General features: G+C 71.3%; 21 protein-coding genes. 15 read left to right on the top strand and 6 right to left on the bottom strand.

Annotated elements, in window-relative coordinates:
* Window positions 1-61 precede the first annotated feature (61 nt).
* The 10 genes from ACSMXV_RS10900 to ACSMXV_RS10855 all read left to right on the top strand — a co-directional run bounded on the left by ACSMXV_RS10900 (window position 62) and on the right by ACSMXV_RS10855 (window position 11859).
* Window positions 62-688 carry an NUDIX domain-containing protein gene (locus ACSMXV_RS10900; RefSeq protein ID WP_473177461.1) on the top strand — a complete coding sequence of 209 codons (627 nt, stop codon included), beginning with the start codon at window positions 62-64 and terminating at the stop codon, window positions 686-688.
* Between the two features lie 256 nt (window positions 689-944).
* Window positions 945-3392, top strand: coding sequence for a tetratricopeptide repeat protein (locus ACSMXV_RS10895; RefSeq protein ID WP_473177460.1), 2448 nt, complete (start codon window positions 945-947; stop codon window positions 3390-3392).
* Window positions 3393-3615: 223 nt separating this feature from the next.
* Window positions 3616-4731, top strand: a complete 1116-nt coding sequence (ald, locus tag ACSMXV_RS10890; RefSeq protein WP_181867215.1) for an alanine dehydrogenase — start codon at window positions 3616-3618, stop codon at window positions 4729-4731.
* A 365-nt stretch (window positions 4732-5096) separates the two neighbouring features.
* Complete coding sequence (locus ACSMXV_RS10885; RefSeq protein WP_181660876.1) at window positions 5097-6224, top strand: ParA family protein; 1128 nt, start codon at window positions 5097-5099, stop codon at window positions 6222-6224.
* Window positions 6209-6865 (top strand): hypothetical protein, encoded by a 657-nt coding sequence (locus ACSMXV_RS10880; RefSeq protein ID WP_473177459.1) that lies wholly within the window; start codon window positions 6209-6211, stop codon window positions 6863-6865. The genes ACSMXV_RS10885 and ACSMXV_RS10880 overlap by 16 nt, the downstream gene beginning before the upstream one ends.
* 74 nt (window positions 6866-6939) lie before the next feature.
* A complete protein-coding gene (locus ACSMXV_RS10875; RefSeq protein WP_473177458.1) occupies window positions 6940-8241 on the top strand; it encodes a segregation and condensation protein A in 1302 nt (433 codons plus the stop codon).
* Complete coding sequence (gene scpB, locus ACSMXV_RS10870; protein ID WP_473177457.1) at window positions 8238-8900, top strand: SMC-Scp complex subunit ScpB; 663 nt, start codon at window positions 8238-8240, stop codon at window positions 8898-8900. Before ACSMXV_RS10875 ends, scpB begins: the two co-directional genes overlap by 4 nt.
* Complete coding sequence (locus tag ACSMXV_RS10865; protein WP_473177456.1) at window positions 8900-9991, top strand: pseudouridine synthase; 1092 nt, start codon at window positions 8900-8902, stop codon at window positions 9989-9991. Before scpB ends, ACSMXV_RS10865 begins: the two co-directional genes overlap by 1 nt.
* A 117-nt stretch (window positions 9992-10108) precedes the next feature.
* Window positions 10109-10822: an NUDIX hydrolase gene (locus tag ACSMXV_RS10860; RefSeq protein ID WP_473177455.1), complete on the top strand. Its 714-nt coding sequence runs from the start codon at window positions 10109-10111 to the stop codon at window positions 10820-10822.
* Window positions 10819-11859, top strand: a complete 1041-nt coding sequence (locus tag ACSMXV_RS10855; protein ID WP_473177454.1) for an ADP-ribosylglycohydrolase family protein — start codon at window positions 10819-10821, stop codon at window positions 11857-11859. Before ACSMXV_RS10860 ends, ACSMXV_RS10855 begins: the two co-directional genes overlap by 4 nt.
* A 68-nt stretch (window positions 11860-11927) precedes the next feature.
* Here the strand turns inward: ACSMXV_RS10855 and ACSMXV_RS10850 are convergent, their stop codons facing one another.
* The 4 genes from ACSMXV_RS10850 to ACSMXV_RS10835 all read right to left on the bottom strand — a co-directional run bounded on the left by ACSMXV_RS10850 (window position 11928) and on the right by ACSMXV_RS10835 (window position 14587).
* Window positions 11928-12674, bottom strand: coding sequence for a nucleotidyltransferase domain-containing protein (locus tag ACSMXV_RS10850; RefSeq protein WP_473177453.1), 747 nt, complete (start codon window positions 12672-12674; stop codon window positions 11928-11930).
* 23 nt (window positions 12675-12697) lie between these two features.
* Window positions 12698-13234, bottom strand: a complete 537-nt coding sequence (locus ACSMXV_RS10845) for a Rieske (2Fe-2S) protein (RefSeq protein ID WP_473177452.1) — start codon at window positions 13232-13234, stop codon at window positions 12698-12700.
* Window positions 13231-13821 (bottom strand): DUF6529 family protein, encoded by a 591-nt coding sequence (locus ACSMXV_RS10840; RefSeq protein ID WP_473177451.1) that lies wholly within the window; start codon window positions 13819-13821, stop codon window positions 13231-13233. The genes ACSMXV_RS10845 and ACSMXV_RS10840 overlap by 4 nt, the downstream gene beginning before the upstream one ends.
* Window positions 13822-13888: 67 nt before the next feature.
* Window positions 13889-14587 (bottom strand): hypothetical protein, encoded by a 699-nt coding sequence (locus ACSMXV_RS10835; protein ID WP_473177450.1) that lies wholly within the window; start codon window positions 14585-14587, stop codon window positions 13889-13891.
* Between the two features lie 321 nt (window positions 14588-14908).
* On the opposite strand from ACSMXV_RS10835, the gene aroH reads away from it, so the two are divergent.
* The 5 genes from aroH to der all read left to right on the top strand — a co-directional run bounded on the left by aroH (window position 14909) and on the right by der (window position 19475).
* Window positions 14909-15271: a chorismate mutase gene (gene aroH / locus ACSMXV_RS10830; protein WP_181660887.1), complete on the top strand. Its 363-nt coding sequence runs from the start codon at window positions 14909-14911 to the stop codon at window positions 15269-15271.
* Window positions 15268-16353, top strand: a complete 1086-nt coding sequence (locus ACSMXV_RS10825) for a prephenate dehydrogenase (protein ID WP_473177449.1) — start codon at window positions 15268-15270, stop codon at window positions 16351-16353. The genes aroH and ACSMXV_RS10825 overlap by 4 nt, the downstream gene beginning before the upstream one ends.
* A 207-nt stretch (window positions 16354-16560) precedes the next feature.
* The gene (cmk, locus tag ACSMXV_RS10820; RefSeq protein WP_473177448.1) at window positions 16561-17262 is read left to right on the top strand and encodes a (d)CMP kinase; all 702 of its coding nucleotides are present in this window, start codon (window positions 16561-16563) and stop codon (window positions 17260-17262) included.
* On the top strand, window positions 17220-17918 hold the full coding sequence (locus tag ACSMXV_RS10815; RefSeq protein ID WP_376773013.1) for a lysophospholipid acyltransferase family protein: 699 nt from the start codon (window positions 17220-17222) through the stop codon (window positions 17916-17918). The genes cmk and ACSMXV_RS10815 overlap by 43 nt, the downstream gene beginning before the upstream one ends.
* Window positions 17919-18002: 84 nt before the next feature.
* Window positions 18003-19475: a ribosome biogenesis GTPase Der gene (gene der, locus ACSMXV_RS10810; protein ID WP_473177447.1), complete on the top strand. Its 1473-nt coding sequence runs from the start codon at window positions 18003-18005 to the stop codon at window positions 19473-19475.
* Window positions 19476-19544: 69 nt separating this feature from the next.
* Here the strand turns inward: der and ACSMXV_RS10805 are convergent, their stop codons facing one another.
* Together ACSMXV_RS10805 and ACSMXV_RS10800 are read right to left on the bottom strand one after the other, a co-directional pair.
* Window positions 19545-19844: a hypothetical protein gene (locus tag ACSMXV_RS10805; RefSeq protein ID WP_473177446.1), complete on the bottom strand. Its 300-nt coding sequence runs from the start codon at window positions 19842-19844 to the stop codon at window positions 19545-19547.
* 268 nt (window positions 19845-20112) lie between these two features.
* Window positions 20113-20892: a hypothetical protein gene (locus tag ACSMXV_RS10800; RefSeq protein WP_473177445.1), complete on the bottom strand. Its 780-nt coding sequence runs from the start codon at window positions 20890-20892 to the stop codon at window positions 20113-20115.
* Between the last annotated feature and the right edge of the window lie 29 nt (window positions 20893-20921).

Below are 20921 nucleotides of genomic sequence, written 5' to 3'. Positions count from 1 at the left end.
CTGTATTTGTTCTGTGTTTGCGCGTGCTGTTTGGCCGTACGCGTTGAGGAGGCAGGTCGACATGACGATCAAGGACACCGCCGAGGAGTGGGAGGTCCGGGCGACGGAGACCCCGTTCGTGGGGAACAAGACGTCCGTCCGCGCCGACGACGTCGTCATGCCCGACGGAACGGTCGCCCGCCGCGACTACCAGGTCCACCCCGGCTCCGTGGCCGTTCTCGCGCTCGACGAGCAGAACCGCGTCCTGGTCCTGCGCCAGTACCGGCACCCCGTGCGGCAGAAGCTGTGGGAGATCCCCGCCGGGCTCCTCGACGTCCCCGGCGAGAACCCCTTGCACGCCGCGCAGCGCGAGCTCTACGAGGAGGCGCACGTCAAGGCCGAGGACTGGCGGGTGCTGACCGACGTCTACACGACGCCCGGCGGCTGCGACGAGGCCGTCCGCATCTTCCTCGCCCGCGAGCTGTCCGAGGCCGACGGCGAGCGTTTCGAGGTCGAGCACGAAGAGGCCGACATGGAGCTGGCCCGGGTACCGCTCGACGAGCTGGTACGTGGTGTCCTCGCCGGCGAGCTGCACAACAACTGCCTGGTCGTGGGCGCCCTTTCGCTCACCGCGGCGCTGAACGGCGACGGCCTGGACAGCCTGCGCCCGGCCGAGGCGCCTTGGCCGGCGCGGCCGTTCGAGGCCTGACGGGCGACCCCGTTGCCGGCGGCTGCGCCGCCTCGTCCTCAAGCTCCCCCAGCCAACACTGGGGCTGCCCCAGCAGGTGCCCCCGGACGGGCTGAAAGCAGCCCGTCCCGCCGCCGATCCGAAGATCCGCTGATCCGATCGAGGGACCTCCCCGCCGTGCTCCCAGGGGATCGTTGCAGAGAGTGAACTACCCTCTGGAAACGCCCCGACGGAGTCCCGGCGGGATCGTGTGCGCAGTGTGACGGGAGCGTGGCCCGTGGCGGATCAGGCGGTGGACACCGACGGCGCGGAAGTGCCGGGGGAGGGGCAGCAACCGGCTGCCGGGTCCGCTCCTGCGGAGAGTCCCGCGAAGCCCCCTGAGACTCCTGCGGCGAATCCCGCGGTCAGTCAGTTCCTTGGCCGTACAAGGGAGTTGAAGGAACTCCGGGCGGACATCGAACGCGCCGGCCTCGACACCATCGCGGGTCGCAAGGCCCCCCGCGCGCGCGTGCTGCTGATCGCCGGAAAGCCCGGCTCAGGCCGCACGGCGCTCGCCGAGGAGCTCGTACGACAGGTCGCCGGCCGTTACCCGGACGGCGTCCTGCGTGCCCGGCTGACCGAGCCGGGCGGCACACCGGTGCCCGCCGAGCGCACGGCCCGCGGACTCCTCGGCGCGCTCGATCTGCCCGCCCCGCCCGGAGCGGCGGAGGACGACCTCACGGAGGCGCTGCGCGACGCCCTCGCCGACCGCCGCGTCCTGCTGCTCCTCGACGACGCCGCGGACGCCGAGCAGGTCGACGCACTGCTGCCGGACAACCCCGACTGCCTCGTCGTCGCGGTCTCCGGAGGGCCGCTGACCGGCATCCCCGACGTACGGCCCTGCACACTCGGCGGCCTCGACACCAAGTCCGCGGTCGAACTCCTCGGCCGGTTCACGGGATCGGTTCGTATCACCTGCGACCCGCACGCCGCCGAAGCCCTCGTCGAGCAGTGCGGGGGGCAGCCCGCGGCGCTGCTCCTCGCCGGGGGCTGGCTCGCGGCGCGTCCCCAGGCATCGGTGGCCGACCTGGCCAAATGGCTGTCCGGCGATACCGACGAGGGCCCGGCGCTGGAAAGGGTCTTCCGGCACGCGTACGTGGCCCTCCCGTCGGTCGCCGCACGGACGCTGCGCCTGCTCTCGCTCGCCCCCGCCGGCGTCGTCGACCCGCACACCGCGTCCGCGCTCGCGGGCTGCTCGGTCTCCACGGCACAGGCGAGGCTCGACGAGTTCGCCACCCTCGGACTGGTACGGCCCGTGCGAGCCGAAGGGGCGCGCCGGTGTCGAGGGCGCGAGCGCGCGGAGGCCCGAAGGGCTGAGCACGGTCGCGCCCTCGACACCGGCTGGAGCGCCCCGGAGGCGAGTCGCATGAATCCCGACTCGCCGCTGCCGCAGTACGAGGTGCCGGGCTGCCTGGTGCCGCTGCTGCGCGGGCTCAGCGAGACACTGGACCGCCCTGCCGAGGTCCAGCTGGCCCGCGCCCGGATGCTGGAGCGGACCGTACGCCTGCTGCAGTCCTGCCGCGCCACCACCGAACCCGAGGGCTCACTCGCCCGCAAGAAGCTCGCCGGACTGCCCCGCGCCCTGCGCTTCCCGAGCCCCGCGGCCGCCGCCGAGTGGCTGCGGGTCCGGCAGCCGGCGCTGCTCGCCGCGGCCCGGCTCGCGGTCGCCGACGGCGAGCTGGACACGCTCGCGCGGCGACTGATGGCGGCGCTGGTGCGCGCGCTGGTCGCCCACCGCGGCACGGAGGCGGCCGCCCCCGAGCTGTACGGCATCCACGGGCTCGTCCTCGATGTCGCCGAGCGCCGTGATCTTCACCGCGAGAAGGCCGCGGCGCTGCTGAACCTCGCGGACCTCGACGCACGGACAGGCCGTACGGAGCAGGCGCTGGCACGCTACCGGGCGGCCCTGGACGCCGGACGGCAGGCGAACGACCCGTATGCGACGGGCCGCGCGATGGAATCCGTAGGCGGTGCCCACCAGGAGCTGGGGGACTGGCACCGGGCCGCCGACTGGTACGGACGAGCCCTGGCGCAGCGGCTCACCAACGGCGAGCGCGCCGACGCGGCCCGGCTGTACGGGCGCCTCGGCACCGTGCACACCTACGCGGGCCGCTACGGCGAGGCGCTGCGCAACTGGCGGTCGGCGGTCGCCGCGTACCGCAGGGCGGGCGACGTGTCCGCCCTGGCCAGGGCTTTGAGCGAGATGGCACGGGTGCAGGAGTACGCGGGGCGGCCCGAGGAGTCGCTGCGTACCTGCCAGGAGGCCGTGGAACAGGCTCGACAGGCCCGCGACCTGCGGCTTCAGTGCGCGCTGCAGCTCCGGCTCGCCGACACGCTGGAGCGCCTCGGAGATCCCGCCGCGGCCCGGCTGCACCGGGGCGTGGCCGAGCGGATGCTGGGGCCGGAGAGCGAGGGCAGCGGCCGGACACGGCGCGAGGACCCGGAGAGCATCCAGGAGGGCGCCAGCCGCCAGGAGGTCCGCTCCGACCACAACCCGGCACACGAGGACACCCGGATCCCCGAGGGCAGCCCTGCGGATCCCGAGGTCGAGGACAGCCCTGCGGATATCGAGGTCGACGCCAGCCCGGCTGTTCCCGAGGACCAGGACGGGCAAGGGCGGGCAGACGGGGCGCGCCAAGCAGACCCCCAGCACGCGGGGCAGGGGGCCTGCAGGACGAGGGGCTGAACCGCCCGCCAGCCCGACGCATCAATGGAACAGACCTCTTACACCTACGAAATCCGTAGTGCATCCGCGAGAGATTGATGCATTGAAAGGCTAGACAGCCAGAAACCCTTCATTAGACTGGCTCTGCCGTGTACTTTTGCGGTGTCTCCCGATGCGCTCCTGTGCATCCGGGTATGTGTTGCATTGCCCGAGAAATCCCCAGAGCCAAGGACCGTGATCGACGATGAAGGTCGGCATCCCCCGCGAGGTCAAGAACAACGAGTTCCGCGTGGCCATCACCCCGGCCGGCGTGCATGAGCTCGTGCGCAACGGCCACCAGGTCGTCGTCGAGCGGAACGCCGGTGTCGGCTCGTCGATCCCGGACGACGAGTACGTGGCGGCCGGAGCGCAGATCCTGGAGACCGCCGACGAGGTCTGGGCGGCCGCCGACCTGCTGCTCAAGGTCAAGGAGCCCATCGCGGAGGAGTACCACCGCCTCCGCAAGGACCAGACGCTCTTCACCTACCTGCACCTCGCCGCGTCCAAGGAGTGCACCGACGCTCTCCTCGAGTCGGGCACCACCGCGATCGCGTACGAGACCGTCGAGCTGCCCAGCCGTGCGCTGCCGCTGCTCGCCCCGATGTCCGAGGTCGCGGGCCGTCTCGCTCCGCAGGTCGGCGCCTACCACCTGATGGCCGCGAACGGTGGCCGCGGCGTGCTGCCGGGCGGCGTCCCGGGCGTGCCGGCCGCCAAGGCCGTCGTCATCGGCGGTGGCGTCTCCGGCTGGAACGCCGCGCAGATCGCCATCGGCATGGGCTTCCACGTGACCCTGCTCGACAAGGACATCAACAAGCTCAAGGAGGCCGACAAGATCTTCGGTACGAAGATCCAGACCGTCGTCTCCAACGCCTTCGAGCTCGAGAAGGCCTGCCTCGACGCCGACCTCGTCATCGGTGCCGTGCTCATCCCGGGTGCCAAGGCGCCGAAGCTGGTCACCAACGAGCTGGTCTCGCGCATGAAGCCGGGAAGTGTCCTTGTCGACATCGCGATCGACCAGGGCGGCTGCTTCGAGGACTCGCGTCCGACCACGCACGCCGAGCCGACCTTCCGGGTGCACAACTCGGTGTTCTACTGCGTCGCCAACATGCCCGGCGCCGTCCCGAACACCTCGACGTACGCGCTGACCAACGCCACGCTGCCGTACATCGTGGAGGTCGCGAACCGCGGCTGGGCCGAGGCGCTGCGCCGTGACGCGGCGCTGGCCAAGGGCCTCAACACGCATGACGGCAAGGTCGTTTACCGCGAGGTCGCCGAGGCGCACGGCCTGGACCACGTCGAACTCGAGTCCCTGCTCGGCTGACCGTCAACACCGGTCGTCAACACCGCGCCCCCGGCCGGACCTTGCCCGACAAGGTCCGGCCGGATGTGTGTCGGCTCACTTTGCGAGACTCGCTCAACTTGCCTCGAACGTAGCGCTTCAACCGATTCGTACACCCGCGAAACGCGGCCAATGACTGCTGTACGCCCTTGACAGAGGGGTGTTCGGTTGCCGACACATCGGGCCGGGTCCGGTGGATTGTGTTGCTGCGGACCGGTGACACGCCATAGAGTCGCCAATCGTCGGCATGGTGCCACGCTGACCTATCTAGAAGTTTCCTGGTCACCAAGGAGGTAAGACGACTTGTGAATGAGTCGACATTTACTCCCGGGGGTGGTCAACCAGGAATGCCTGCGCAGGGCCCAGGGCCCACGGGGCTCGAGGCTGTCGGCTCCGTCGCTGTCCGTACCTTCGCAGCCCACCAGAGTCCCCGGATGACTCAGACAGCACACCAGAGCATGGATGGCCATCACGTGAACGCCATGGCCGGCAACGGAAGTGGCGAGAACCGCGACCACTTCGCCGACTACGACGAACTGCCCGAGGGGCACTTCTACGACCCCGACGCCGAGTACGAGCCAGACCCCGAGTACGCGGCCACGCTCGCGCCCGACGCCGCACGCCAGCGCCGCGAGCGCATCGGCCCGACCGGCCGCCCGCTGCCTTACTTCCCGATCCCGGGCCCGCTGACCGACCACGGCCCCGCGAAGATCATCGCGATGTGCAACCAGAAGGGCGGCGTCGGCAAGACGACGTCGACCATCAACCTGGGCGCCGCGCTCGCGGAGTACGGACGCCGGGTGCTGCTCGTCGACTTCGACCCGCAGGGCGCGCTGTCCGTGGGTCTCGGCGTGAACCCGATGGAGCTCGACCTGACGGTCTACAACCTGCTCATGGAGCGGGGAATGGCCGCGGACGAGGTCCTGCTGAAGACGGCGGTCCCGAACATGGACCTGCTGCCGAGCAACATCGACCTCTCGGCCGCCGAGGTGCAGCTGGTGAGCGAGGTCGCGCGCGAGTCGACGCTCCAGCGCGCCCTGAAGCCGCTCATGGCCGACTACGACTACATCGTGATCGACTGCCAGCCCTCGCTCGGTCTGCTGACCGTGAACGCGCTGACCGCGGCCCACAAGGTGATCGTGCCGCTCGAGTGCGAGTTCTTCGCGCTGCGCGGTGTCGCGCTGCTCACCGAGACCATCGAGAAGGTCCAGGAGCGGCTCAACCCCGAGCTGGAGCTCGACGGCATCCTCGCCACGATGTACGACTCGCGTACGGTGCACAGCCGCGAGGTCCTGGCCCGTGTGGTCGAGGCCTTCGACGATCACGTGTACCACACGGTCATCGGGCGCACGGTCCGCTTCCCGGAGACCACGGTCGCCGGTGAGCCGATCACCACGTACGCCTCCAACTCCGTCGGTGCCGCCGCCTACCGCCAGCTCGCCAGGGAGGTGCTCGCCCGGTGTCACGCCGAGTGAGTCTGCCCGGGGCCGACGAACTGTTCCGTACGACCGGGGGAATGGCGCTCCAGTCGTCCACCCCGAGGCGCCCGGTCAACGGCGAGGCCAGGGTTCCTGGTCCGGCGGGCGAGAGCGATGCCGTCGCCGCGGAGGACGCGTCGGCGCAGTCCGCGGGTACGACGGCGCAGGGCGGCGATGACCGCGAGAGCGCCGAGCACGCCGCCGCGGACGCCGAGTCCGAGGCGGGCGAGTCCCGCAGCCGGTCGGCTGCCGCGGAGGGCGAGAGGGAGGCGGGGCGCCGCCGGGCGCTCAAGGAGGGGTCGGGTTCCGGCGCTCCGGGGGCTGCCGGGTCGGCGGCGGGCGCATCTGCCGGATCGGGTGCGTCCGGGGCTTCTTCCGGGTCTGCCGCTGCGCGGCGGCGCGGGCGGGCCGCGGCGCGCAGGCCCAGTGGACGCGAGCGCCACGACGAGAAGATCACGGTGTACGTCTCCGCCGAGGAGCTGATGGACCTCGAGCATGCGCGGCTCGTGCTGCGCGGGGAGCACGGTCTCGCGGTGGACCGCGGGCGGATCGTGCGGGAGGCTGTCGCCGTTGTTCTTGCGGATCTCGAGTCGCGTGGGGACGCCAGCATTCTTGTGCGGCGGCTTCGGGGGCGGTAGGCGGTACGCGGTAGCCTGCGAGCTCGTACGCGGGCCTTGCCCGCGCTTCCCTCGCACCCCTTCCCTGGACCGTAATGCCGCCGACCTCTGACGACTCTGTTTCGTCGCCTCGGGCTGCCCGTAGGCGGATGCTGGGGCGTGGGCCGGGGGCGGCGCCTCCAGCTGATGAGCCTTTGGCTCCTCCCACGGAGGCTGCTGGGTCTCCTGCGGAGGCTGCTGCGTCTCCTGCGGAGGTTGCACCGCCTCCTGCGGAGGTTGCACCGCCTCCTGCGGAGGTTGCACCGCCTCCTGCGGAGGTTGCACCGCCTTCGGCGGAGAGCCCGGCTGTGGCTGAAGTTCCTGGGTCCGGTGCGGACCGTGGCGGGTTGTGCCCACCCTCCCCCAAGCTCTCGGCTTCGCTCGAGCAGGGGGTACCCCCATCGCCCAGCGGAACGCCTGCCCACAACCACACGGCGCCCGCCGACACTCCTGCGGCTCCCGTCAGTGAGCCGTCGGACGGGAAGTTCAAAGTTCGGCTGGCGAACTTCGAGGGGCCCTTTGATCTGCTTCTGCAGTTGATCGCCAAGCACAAGCTCGATGTCACCGAGGTCGCGCTGTCCAAGGTGACCGATGAATTCATGGCGCACATCCGGGCCATGGGGCCGGACTGGGATCTCGACCAGACGACCGAGTTCCTCGTCGTGGCGGCCACACTGCTCGATCTGAAGGCGGCGCGGCTGCTGCCCGCGGCCGAGGTCGAGGACGAGGCCGACCTCGCACTGCTCGAGGCCCGTGACCTGCTGTTCGCGCGGCTGCTGCAGTACCGCGCGTACAAGCAGATCGCGGACATCTTCAGCGGGCGGCTCGACGACGAGGCGCGGCGCTACCCGCGTACCGTCGGTCTCGAGCCGCACCACGCCGAGCTGCTGCCCGACGTCGTCATCAGCATCGGCGCCGAGGGCTTCGCCAAGCTCGCCGTGAAGGCGATGCAGCCCAAGCCCAAGCCGCAGGTGTACGTCGACCACATCCACGCCCCGCTGGTGAGCGTGCAGGAGCAGGCCGGGATCGTCGTGGCGCGGCTGCGGGAGCTCGGCGAGGCCAGCTTCCGCACCCTCGTGGAGGACACCGACGACACGCTCACCGTCGTCGCCCGCTTTCTGGCCCTGCTGGAGCTGTACCGGGAGAAAGCCGTGGCGCTGGAACAGGAGACCGCCCTCGGCGAGCTGCTGGTGCGCTGGACCGGTGGGGACGGCGACGAGCAGCCGAGGGTGACGGACGAGTTCGACCGACCGCCCGAGGAAGCCAAGGGCGCGGAAGCCAAGGGCGCGGAAGCCAAGGGCGCGGAAGGCAAGGGCCTGCGAGCCGGGGACGAGGAAGCCAAGGAGGAGAAGACGTGAGCGAGGAGACGACCGAGAGCCCGGCCGGCCTGCGCACCGTCGCGGATCTCGATCTCAAGCCCGCCCTCGAGGCCGTCCTCATGGTCGTCGACGAGCCCGCGACCGAGGAGCACCTGGCCAAGATCCTGGAGCGGCCCCGGCGGGCGGTCGCCGACGCGCTGCGCGAGCTGGCCGACGAGTACACCGTGCAGGGACGCGGCTTCGAGCTGCGGCTCGTGGCGGGCGGCTGGCGGTTCTACACGCGCCCCGAGTACGCCGCGGCCGTCGAGGGCTTCGTTCTGGACGGCCAGCAGGCGCGGCTCACGCAGGCCGCGCTGGAGACGCTCGCCGTCGTCGCGTACCGCCAGCCGGTCAGCCGTTCCCGGGTCTCCGCGGTCCGCGGTGTGAACTGTGACGGCGTGATGCGGACCCTGCTCCAGCGCGGTCTCGTGGAGGAGGCGGGCACGGAACCCGAAACAGGTGCGATCCTGTACAGGACGACGAACTACTTTCTGGAGCGGATGGGCCTGCGCGGCCTGGACGAGCTCCCGGAGCTCGCGCCCTTCCTCCCGGAGGCGGAGGCGATCGAGGCCGAGACGCAGGAAGGGGTCCCGTCGTTCGATCCGGATGCACCGGATCCGGAATCAGACTCACGCGACACGACGACGACGGAACTTTGATGCGAAGCAGCGGCAGGAACAGCAGCGGACGCGGTAACTACCGGGGGGCCGGTGGTGGCACCTCCCGGTCGGAGACTGGGGGACAGCGCGACGACAAGCAGAAGCGCGCGGGCCGCCCCCGTCCCGAGGAGCGCCGCTACGACGTGGGCGGTTCCGGCGGCGCGGGCGGCGACGGGCCCAAGAAGGGCCGGGGCGCGGCGGCCCGCGGAGGCGCCAAGGGCGGCCCCAAGCAGGGTCAGCCGCAGCGCGGCGGCCGTACGGCTCCGGCGCGCTCCCGTGAGTACGAGACCCGTGCCGAGGAGCGCAACCGCGAGCGGTACGCGGGCAAGAAGGACATCAAGCTGCCCAAGACCTTCCCGGGCGCCGAGCAGGAGGGCGAGCGGCTGCAGAAGGTCCTCGCCAGGGCGGGCTACGGCTCGCGGCGCGCGTGTGAGGAGCTGATCGAGCAGGCGCGAGTCGAGGTCAACGGCGAGATCGTCCTCGAGCAGGGCCTGCGCGTCGACCCGGAGCACGACGAGATCAAGGTCGACGGGCTGACCGTGGCCACGCAGTCGTACCAGTTCTTCTCGCTCAACAAGCCCGCCGGTGTCGTGTCGACGATGGAGGACCCGGAGGGGCGCCAGTGCCTCGGGGACTACGTCACCAACCGCGAGACGCGGCTCTTCCACGTCGGACGGCTCGACACCGAGACCGAGGGCGTCATCCTGCTCACCAACCACGGCGAGCTGGCCCACCGACTCACGCACCCGAAGTACGGCGTGAAGAAGACCTACCTGGCGCACATCGTGGGTCCGATCCCGCGTGACCTGGGCAAGCAGCTCAAGGACGGCATTCAGCTGGAGGACGGGTACGCACGTGCGGACCACTTCCGCGTCGTCGAGCAGACCGGCAAGAACTACCTGGTCGAGGTGACCCTCCACGAGGGCCGCAAGCACATCGTGCGCCGCATGCTCGCCGAGGCGGGATTCCCCGTCGACAAGCTCGTACGCGTCGCCTTCGGGCCCATCACGCTGGGTGACCAGAAGTCGGGCTGGCTGCGCCGCCTGTCGAACACCGAGGTCGGCATGCTGATGAAGGAAGTCGACCTGTAGGTCCTTCTCCTTCGGTCATGTGGCGGCCGGTTCCCGTGGTGACGGGAGCCGGCCGCCTTCTTGTGCCCGCGCGGCTCCGCTGTTTATAGTCATTGCGACTATTAAGGGGGTGGGCGGATGCAGGGATACGACAGGTACGCCTTCGAACCGTTCGCCGTCACCGTCGACCTCGCCGTCTTCACCGTCCGCGCGGGCGAGCTCCAAGTGCTGCTCGTCGAGCGCGGGCAGGCACCGTACGCGGGCCGGTGGGCGCTGCCCGGCGGCTTCGTACTGCCCCATGAGTCCGCCGAGACGGCCGCCCGGCGCGAGCTCGCCGAGGAGACCGGCATCGTGGACGTCTCCGGGCTCCATCTTGAGCAGCTGCGTACGTACAGCGAGCCCCGCCGCGATCCCCGGATGCGGGTGGTCTCGGTCGCCTTCACCGCGCTCGTCCCCGACCTGCCGGAGCCGCGCGGCGGCGGTGACGCGGCGCAGGCCCGGTGGCTGCCCCACGGTGGCGCCGGTGCGCTCGCCTTCGACCACGACCGGATCCTCGCCGACGCCCGCGAGCGCGTCGGTGCCAAGCTCGAGTACACGTGCCTCGCCACGTCGTTCTGCCCGCCCGAGTTCACGCTCGGCGAGCTGCAGCAGATCTACGAGACGGTCTGGGGCACCGGGCTCGACCGGCCCAACTTCCGGCGCAAAGTCCTTGCCACACCCGGCTTCGTGGAGCCGGTCCCCGGTGCCGCACGGCTGACAGGAGGCCGCGGCAAACCCGCCGCCCTCTACCGCGCTGGCACCGCCACCACGCTGCACCCACCGCTGCTGCGACCGGAAGGACGACCGTCATGACCTCAGCCACGCCCTCGGTACGGAGGACCGGCATGAAGCGCGCCGCCACCGGTTCCCTCATCGGGCTCGCCCTCGGGGACGCGCTCGGCTTCCCGACGGAGTTCAGCGACGTGCCGTCGATCCTCGCCAAGTGCGGGCCCTGGCGGGAGATGGAACTGCCGAAGCCCGCGATCGTCACCGACGACACCCAGATGACGCTGGCGCTCGGGCGCGGCCTGCGCACCGCCATGGACCGCGGCCCGCTCGCACCGCAGCGGATGGAGCGGCCGGTGCGCGAGGAGTTCGTGGACTGGTACCGCTCGCCGGAGAACAACCGTGCCCCCGGCAACACGTGCCTGGTCGCCTGCAACCTGCTGGGGGCGGACGACCGTATCTGGCAAGAGGCGAGCCAGATCCACTCCAAGGGCTGCGGCGCCAACATGCGGGTCGCGCCCATCGGACTCATACCAGGGCTCAGCGACGAACAGCGCGCGGGCGCCGCCCAGTTGCAGTCGGCCCTCACCCACGGCCACCCCACGGCGCTCGCCGCGTCCGACCTCACCGCGCACGCCGTTCGGCTGCTGGCGGGGGGCGCCGAGCCGACGGGCCTGGTGGGCCTGCTGCGCTCGTACGCCTACGAGAACCGCACCCGCTACCACGAGCGCTGGCTCGGCGGGCTGTGGACCAGGAGCCAGGACCCCAGTCCCGAGCACTTCATCGCACGCGGCTGGGACGACTGCCTGGCGGCCCTGGAACGCCTGCAGCACGCCCTGCGCAGCCCCTCGCCCGAGACCGACCCGTGCTTGGCCACCGGAGAGGGCTGGATCGCCGAAGAGGCACTCGCCACCGGCCTGCTGTGCTTCCTGCTCTTCGTCGACGAACCGGTCACCGCCCTGCGCAGGGCCGCCTGCACGTCCGGCGACTCCGACTCGATCGCCTGCCTGGCCGGCGCCTTCGCGGGCGCGCACCTGGGCGCCGAGGCGTGGCCGGCGGAGTGGGCGGACCGGATCGAGTACCACAGCGAGCTCGTGACCCTCGGCGCGCTCTGGGACGCGTGATCGCGGCCACGCACTGGCGGCTCTTCGAGAAGGTGCTGCACGCGGTGCCCGACGAGGCTCAGGCCGCGTCAGCGCTGCCGGACGCCACGAGTGCGTACGACGACGCCCTGTACCAACTCGTCGTCCGGGTCCGTCCGAAGGGCTGAGGCGCGGCGCACGCGTATCAGGAAGTCCTCCACCCGAGCCCGGTCCGGCTCCGGCGGGAGCGGGCTGCGGGTGGCGGCCTCGTCCGCCTCGGCGGCCAGGCGGGCCATGCGGGACTCGACCTCATGCCAGGGGACCTCGCCGCGCTTCACCGCGAGCAGCGGCTCGCGCTCGACGCCGACGTCGACCGTCAGCTCGCCCGTGCGGAGGAGGTCGCGGCAGCTCATCAGCAGGCGGAGCAGGTGCATCGCGTGCTTCCAGCGCGGGGCGCCGTGCTGTCGTACGTCCGCCTCGAGCTTCTTGCGCTGGCCGAGGGCGTAGCCGGTGAACGTCTCGTGGGCCTGGCGGGAGAGGAACGCGCCGCGGAGGGACAGCAGCTCGCGGCCGGTCTCGTCCGCGTACGCGACGAGCGGCGAGTGCAGGCACTCCAGGATGTTCGGATTGGCGCGCAGCGCGAGCTCGCAGAAGCGCTCCAGCTCCCATGAGAACTGCTCCTCCGCCGGGCCGTCGACGTGCGTCGGCGGCTTCTCGAAGCGCCAGAACAGCCGGGTCGGCGCGAGGAAGACCCCGCGGCGGTCCGTGTCACTGGTGTCAGTGGCCAGGCCGAAGGCGCGCGAGCCCATCACACAGGCGTAGACAGTGTGGTGGCGTACGAGGTCCTCGGGAAGCATGCCCGCGAGCGTACGCGCGGCCGCTACGCGAGGTGGATCGAATTTCCCGACACCGTGATCCTCCGCGGCTCCAGCGGACTCGGCGCGGGGCCGCCCGCCACCGAGGCATCCTCGACGCGGAACCTGCTGGCATGGCAGGGGCAGTTGATGGTGCCTCCCGTCACGTCGCGGACCGTGCACCCCTGGTGGGTGCAGACCGCCGAGAAGGCCCTGAAGTCGCCCTCGCTCGGCTGCGTCACGACGATCTTCCGGTCGGCGAAGACCTTGCCGCCGCCGACCGGGATGTCGGTGGTCCTGGCCAGTTCCTCTCCGTCGGGCGCATTGTTCCCCGGTTGTCCGCCGCCCGACTGCTGCCCGGACGGGGAGGCGCCGGACGGCTGCGGGCTCTGCTGCGAGGGGCCGGGCGCCTGCGACGTGGCCGGGGCCTCGGCCGACGCGCCGCCGTCGGCCCCGGATCCGCCGCCCTCGTCGCCGTACTTGCTGCATCCGGCCGTGACCACCGCCAGCGCGCCCGTCGCGAGGACGGTACGTCGCGACGCACGCGCGCGTGCCGACGTCATGTCGTCACCCCGAACGTCCGGAAGAACCACAGCGCCGACGTCAGCCAGACCACCGTCAGCACGGTGAAGACGAGGCCGCCGACGACCGGCAGCAGCCAGCCCGGCAGCCGTTCCGAGCGGAGCAGCAGCATCTTGGCGCTGAATGCCCCGAAGAAGAAGCAGCCCAGCAGCGAGTGCCACAGCACGCGCGGCTCGTGCGACTGGTAGCCGAGCGCGTAGAGGCAGTGAACGGCGACGGGCACGGAGACCAGGAATGCGATCCGGCCCGACCAGCGGTGCAGGGCAGGAGCCCAGGACGGCCCCGGCAGCCGTCCGTACACCATGAACGCCGACGCGACCTGCAGCAGCGCGAAGGCGAACGCCGTCGTCGCCAGCCATGACTTGACCGCACCCGTGCTGCTGAACCCGGCCAGGTTGAAGGCCGTGCCCTGAGGGTCGTGCACCTTTCCGTACACGCCGAGGCCCACCGCGACCGCCGCGGCGACCAGCGTCGGTACGAGATAACGCGCCGCGTGCGGGCGCCGGTGACCTGTCCCCGGATGGGGCGAGGGGAAGTCCTGTGTGACGGCATTGGGGTCGACGGTCATGCCGGCTCCCTGGGTCAGTGGGGACGAGGGGCGGGGGATCAAGGGGACAGATCGGTCAGGTGGCAGATCAGGGGACCACCGGGCGGGCGGTGAGGCGCTGTCCGTCGACCGTCACGGCACCGGTCTCCGGGTCGATCTCGGGAGCCGGCGCGGGCTCGCCGTCGCGCTTGAGGATGCCGACCTGGCGGCCGCCGGGCAGCACGATCCAGCCGCCGTCGATCTGCGCGCCGCGCACCTCGGCCGTCGCGCGGTAGAGCCCCGACGGCTTGATCGCCTTGTCGGCCGTGAAGGCCCAGCGCTGCTTGTCGATCTCTACGGTGCCGCGGATCTTCCTGCCGCTCAGGGTGCCCTCGAGCTTGGCGCCGTGCTTGCCGGTCAGCCTCATGCTGCCGTCGTCCTCGACATCGCCCTTCAGCCAGGACTCCTGGTCGCGCCCGTCGCAGAAGTACGCGATGGCCTTGCCGTCCCGCAGCGAGACGGCGACCGCGGAGGAATCGTCGTCGGTACGGCCCGCGTAGTCGGCGTTCGGCGGAGCACTCTTGGTGGGGCTCGCCGACGGGCTCTCGGAGGGCCCTCCCGACGGCGGCTGGGAGGGCGGTGTCTCCGAGGGCGACGGCGGAGTGCCGGACGGGCTCGGCGACGCCGTGCCGGGCGACGCGCCCCCGTACGACGAAGTCCCCGCCCCCGTCGTCTCGTTGAGCGACAGCATGAACAGGGCGAGCAACAGCCCCGCGAAGAGCGTGAAAAGGGGTCCGGAGCGCTTCATACCAGCCTCCCCCGAGGCGCACCGTGCGCGACCTCATCCATGCAACCGGACCCCGGCCACCGCGTCCAGAGCGGGCCGGGCCCGGTCCGGAACACGCCGGACACCGCGTACGTCCGCGTGCGTAGGACCATCGGTCAGCGCGCCGCGCCGTCTCGGGACGCGCCCGTCTCGGTGGGCGCCCGTCTCGGCACGCGGGCGTCGCGCACGCGCGCGTACCGCGCTGACTAGGCTGGCTGCACAGGCATGCGGCAGACGGCATGCAGGTGGCATCAGGCATGCAGCAGGTGGCATGCAGTACGTACGCGAGCAAGGAGCAACACCGTGGCGGTACGAGCGGTCCGGGGCGCCGTCCAACTTGAGCGGGACGAGGCCGGGCACATGGACGAGCAGGTCAGCGAGCTGCTCACCGCCATCCTGGAGCGGAACGGACTGACCGCCGACGATCTGATCAGCGTCTGGTTCACGGCCACCCCGGATCTGCACAGCGACTTCCCGGCAGCCGCCGCCCGCAAGCTGGGCATCGTGGACGTGCCGCTGATCTGTGCGCAGGAGCTCGACATCGACGGGGCCATGCCCCGCGTCGTCCGTGTCCTCGCGCACATCGAATCCGACAAGCCCAGGTCCGAGATCGCGCACGTCTACCTCGGCGCCGCGGCCGCACTCCGCAAGGACATCGCCCAGTGAGAACCGCCCTCGTCATCGGAACCGGCCTGATCGGCACCTCCGCCGGCCTCGCGCTCGCTGGCCGCGGCGTCACCGTCCATCTCGTCGACCACGATCCCGAGCAGGCCCGTACGGCGGCCGCGCTGGGCGCCGGTACGGACGACGCTCCCGAGGGCCCTGTCGACCTCGCGATCGTGGCAGTACCGCCCGCGCACGTCGCCGCGACGCTCGCCGACGCGATGCGCCGGGGCGCCGCCCGGGGCTACCTCGACGTGGCCAGCGTCAAGGGCGGCCCCCGCCGCGATCTCGAGGCGCTGGGCCTGGACCTGTCCGCGTACATCGGCACGCACCCCATGTCGGGCCGCGAGAAGTCCGGGCCGCTCGCCGCCACCGGCGACCTCTTCGAGGGGCGCCCCTGGGTGCTGACGCCCACCCGCGACACCGCCACCGAGGTGCTCAACCTCGCCCTGGAGCTGGTCGCGCTCTGCCGCGCCGTCCCGGTGGTCATGGACGCCGACTCCCACGACCGGGCGGTCGCGCTCGTCTCGCACATGCCCCACCTGGTGTCCAGCATGGTCGCGGCCCGCCTGGAGCACGCCGAGGAGGCCGCGGTACGCCTGTGCGGCCAGGGCATTCGCGACGTGACGCGCATCGCCGCGTCCGATCCCCGGATGTGGATCGACATCCTGTCCGCGAACCCCGGGCCGGTCGCCGATCTGCTCGCGGACGTGGCCGCCGACCTCGACGAGACGGTGCAGGCGCTGCGCGCACTCCAGTCCTCGGACGAGGCGAAGCGCCGCGAAGGCGTCACGGGCATCGAGGACGTCCTGCGCCGCGGCAACACAGGCCAGGTCCGCGTCCCGGGCAAGCACGGCGCTGCCCCGACCGTGTACGAGAGCGTCGTCGTCATGATCAGCGACCAGCCGGGCCAGCTGGCCCGGATCTTCGCGGACGCGGGGATGGCCGGGGTCAACATCGAGGACGTCCGCATCGAGCACGCGACGGGCCAGCAGGCGGGCCTGGTGCAGCTGATGGTGGAGCCGAAGACGGCGCCTGTGCTGACGGCCGCGCTGCGGGAGAGGGGCTGGGCGATCCGGCAGTAGCGGCTCGCCCGCGGTCTGCGGTTGCGGCCACGGGCTGCGGTTGCGGCCACGGACTGGGACCCTCAGCCCTCGTGTGCGCCCCTGGCAGGGGACCCGGCTCCCAGGCCCGGTCCGTAATGGCGGGTCCAGGGAGCCAGTAACCTTGTGCGGGGCACGATCGTGTCCCGCATCAGCCCACCACCCCGTACCAGGAAGGTGTCCTTCGCCGTGGAAACCGCCGCCCGGACTGCCCAGGCAGTGATCGTCGCCATCGACGGCCCCTCCGGCACGGGCAAGTCGAGCACGTCCAAGGCCGTCGCCGCCCAGCTCGGCCTCAGCTATCTGGACACCGGCGCCCAGTACCGGGCGATCACCTGGTGGATGGTGAACAACGGGATCGACATCACCGACCCCGGCGCGATAGCCGCCGTGGCCGGCAAGCCCGACATCATCTCGGGTACGGATCCGTCCGCGCCGACGATCTCCGTCGACGGCACCGACGTCGCCGGTCCCATCCGCACCCAGGAGGTCACCTCCAAGGTGAGCGCGGTCAGCGCGGTTCCGGAGGTGCGCGCCCGCATCACCGAGCTGCAGCGGTCCATCGCCGCCGCCGCCGAGAAGGGCATCGTCGTCGAGGGCCGTGACATCGGCACGACCGTGCTGCCCGACGCGGACCTCAAGGTGTTCCTCACCGCATCTCCCGAGGCCCGCGCCGCCCGCCGCAACGGTGAGCTCAAGGGCAAGGAGGCCGCCGACCTCGCCGCCACCAAGGCGGCGCTGATCAAGCGGGACACGGCCGACTCGAGCCGCAAGACCTCTCCGCTCGCCAAGGCGGTCGACGCGATCGAGGTGGACACCTCCGACCTCACGCTGCAGCAGGTCATCGAGTGCGTCGTCACCCTCATCGAGGAGAAGCGGGCCGCGAAGTGACCACGGCGGTGAGCGCGACGCCGTCCCGGCAGGGGGCCGAGGTCGGGCGCCGTATCGGCGTCGGACTCATGTACGGCTTGTGGAAGCCGCGCGTCCTCGGCGCCTGGAAGGTCCCCGCGACCGGCCCGGCGATCCTGGCCGTGAACCACTCCCACAACATCGACGGCCCGATGGTCATGGGCGTCGCGCCCAGGCCCACGCACTTCCTGATCAAGAAAGAGGCGTTCGTCGGTCCACTCGACCCGTTCCTGCGCGGTATCGGCCAGCTGAAGGTCGACCGCACGAGCACCGACCGCACGGCGATCACCCAGGCCCTCGGAGTCCTCGAGAGCGGCGGAGTCCTCGGCATCTTCCCGGAGGGCACGCGGGGCAGCGGCGACTTCGCCTCGCTGCGGGCCGGCCTGGCGTACTTCGCGGTGCGCAGCGGCGCGCCGATCGTGCCGGTCGCGGTGCTGGGAAGCGACGAGAGGCCCGGACGGTTGATACGGGGGCTGCCCCCGCTGCGCAGCCGCGTCGACGTCGTCTTCGGCGACCCGTTCGAGGCGGGCGACGGCAGTGGCAGGCGTACGCGCAAGGCGCTCGACGAGGCGACCGTACGCATCCAGGGACAGCTCACCGCCCACCTGGAAAACGCCAGGCGTCTGACCGGACGCTAGGCGACACTTGAGTAGTGGATCACCCATGGTTCACCCCACGGGGAGTCCACCGATCACCACGATGAACAACGAGGTACGGACTTCATGAACGACCAGATCCAGCCCGAGGGCTCGGCGGAGCACGAGCACGGGGCGCTTGGCGACGCCGAGTACGCGGAGTTCATGGAGCTCGCCGCGGAAGAGGGCTTCGACATCGAGGATGTCGAAGGCGCGATCGAGGCAGCCGGACACGGCCCGCTGCCGGTACTCGCCGTCATCGGCCGCCCGAATGTCGGCAAGTCGACCCTCGTGAACCGCATCATCGGCCGTCGCGAAGCCGTCGTCGAGGACAAGCCGGGCGTCACGCGTGACCGTGTGACGTACGAGGCCGAGTGGGCGGGCCGCCGCTTCAAGGTCGTCGACACCGGCGGCTGGGAGCAGGACGTCCTCGGCATCGACGCGTCCGTCGCCGCGCAGGCCGAGTACGCGATCGAGGCCGCCGACGCGGTCGTGTTCGTCGTCGACTCGACGGTCGGCGCCACGGACACGGACGAGGCGGTCGTACGGCTGCTGCGCAAGGCGGGCAAGCCCGTCGTGCTGTGCGCCAACAAGGTCGACGGGCCGAGCGGCGAGGCAGACGCGGCTGCGCTCTGGTCGCTCGGCCTCGGCGAGCCGCACCCGGTCTCCGCCCTGCACGGCCGCGGCACCGGCGACATGCTGGACGCCGTCCTGGAGGCGCTGCCCGAGGCCCCGGCCCAGACGTTCGGCACCGCGATCGGCGGCCCCCGCCGCATCGCCCTCATCGGCCGCCCGAACGTCGGCAAGTCCTCGCTGCTCAACAAGGTCGCGGGCGAGGAGCGCGTGGTCGTCAACGAGATCGCGGGCACCACCCGCGACCCGGTCGACGAAATGATCGAACTCGGCGGAAAGACCTGGAAGTTCGTGGACACGGCGGGCATCCGCAAGCGCGTCCACCTTCAGCAGGGCGCCGACTACTACGCCTCGCTGCGCACGGCCGCCGCCGTCGAGAAGGCCGAGGTCGCCGTCGTCCTCATCGACGCGTCCGAGACGATCTCCGTCCAGGACCAGCGCATCGTCACGATGGCCGTCGAGGCGGGCCGCGCGCTCGTCCTCGCGTACAACAAGTGGGACACCCTCGACGAGGAGCGCCGCTACTACCTGGAGCGGGAGATCGAGACCGAACTCGGTCAGGTCGCCTGGGCGCCGCGGGTCAACGTCTCGGCGCGCACCGGCCGTCATATGGAGAAGCTCGTCCCGGCGATCGAGACGGCGCTGGAGGGCTGGGAGACCCGCGTCCCGACGGGCCGGCTGAACGCCTTCCTCGGCGAGCTGGTCGCCTCCCACCCGCACCCGATCCGCGGCGGCAAGCAGCCGCGCATCCTGTTCGGTACGCAGGCCGGGACCAAGCCGCCGCGGTTCGTGCTCTTCGCCTCCGGCTTCATCGAGCACGGTTACCGGCGCTTTGTGGAGCGCCGGCTGCGCGAGGAGTTCGGGTTCGAGGGCACTCCGATCCACATCTCCGTGCGGGTGCGGGAGAAGCGCGGCAGGAAGAAGTAAGCGGAAGAAGCAGGCAGTAGACCGCAGAGAGCGCGGCGCCGAGATCAGCGCTCTCCGCGCGGAACGGAGTCAGCGCTCTCTGCGCGGAACGGGCGGCAGCGCGGCTGGGAGGAGACTCCCGAAGCCGTGCTGCCGCCCGACTGCTTGCCAGACGCCGGTGGTCGGGCTAGTCGGTCCGGCGTGCCCGCCGGCGCCCCGGGTGTCATGGCGCCGGGCGCCCGACCCCGTCCCGAAACCGGTGAACACCAGGTCCTCCTCGCCGCTGCGGTCGCCCGGCAGTGTCCTGAAGGACCTGCGGTACTCGGCGTACAGCGTGTCGTAGATCGGCGTGGCCGAGTGGCTGACCGTCGCCTCCTGAGGGGGGCGCATGGAGGGGATGGTCTGATACGGCTGGCGGGAGGGGTTGTAAGTGTGCACGTACGTGCCAACGACTCCCTACCCGAACAGATACTGCCTTTTGTGCCTAAACCGGCACCTCCCCAAGACTCCGTCCGGGGATACCCCCACTCGCGGACCTGGTTGCTCGCCGTCGTGGTGCCTCCATTGATGGTTGCCGCGGCGCCCCCGAGAGCTGTCGCTCAGGGACGCTCGACGTCCGCGACGCCCGGGTCGGGAGTCGAAGTATGCCGGCGCAGGCTCAGGTGCCGGCGAGAGGCATCGCCGCCGCGACCAGCCTGCCCGCGGCCGCGGCCCGGTCCAGGGCCTCGCGCAGCAGGTCCTCGCGGGGCTGGCGGCCGATCGTGCCGACCGGGGCCGCGAAGACCAGCACCTGCTGGAGCTTGTTGGCCGCCGTCCGCCAGCCGTCCGTGACCTGGAGCGGCTGGTGTGCCTGCCACCAGGCGACGGGGGAGCCGCCGCCCGCGCCCGGCTGGAGCACGGCGTGCAGCTGGCCCATGGCGAGCAGCACCGACCAGCCGTGCTGCACATGCGGCATGGTGTTCACCTCGGAGACCGGCATGAAGCCCTGCTCGATGAGCAGCGGCAGGAAGTCGTCGCCGCCACCCGTCGCGCCGGGGCGCGCGATGGGGCCGGTCGGCTCGACGACGAGCGCCGGGTGGAGCTCGCCCTCGATGAGGACCAGACCGCTGGTCACACCGAGGACGGCCGGCTCGGACGCGGAGCGGGGACCGAGGAGTTCGTCGCCTGTGGCCATCGAGCGCACGGCGCCCTGCAGCTGCTCCTCGCTGACCTGGACGACCTGGGAGGGCAGACACGTGGCGTGGGCGAAGGCGAGCACGGCGGTCTCGTCGCCGACGAACAGGACGGTGCTGGTGCGTTCCTGCTCCGAGTTGCCCGGGGTGCGGCAGGACGTGCAGTCGTAACTGCCGGGGGTGTTCTCTCCGGCAAGCAGCCGGTTCGCTTCTTCGTCGCCGATCTCGGCGCGTACGTCGTCGCTGACGTCGAGCATGCGCGGCACGGGTGGCTCCTCGGAATTCGCTTGGTACG

The sequence above is a fragment of the Streptomyces sp. DSM 42067 genome, from assembly GCF_055792885.1.
This window is presented reverse-complemented; position numbering and strand designations above follow the sequence as displayed.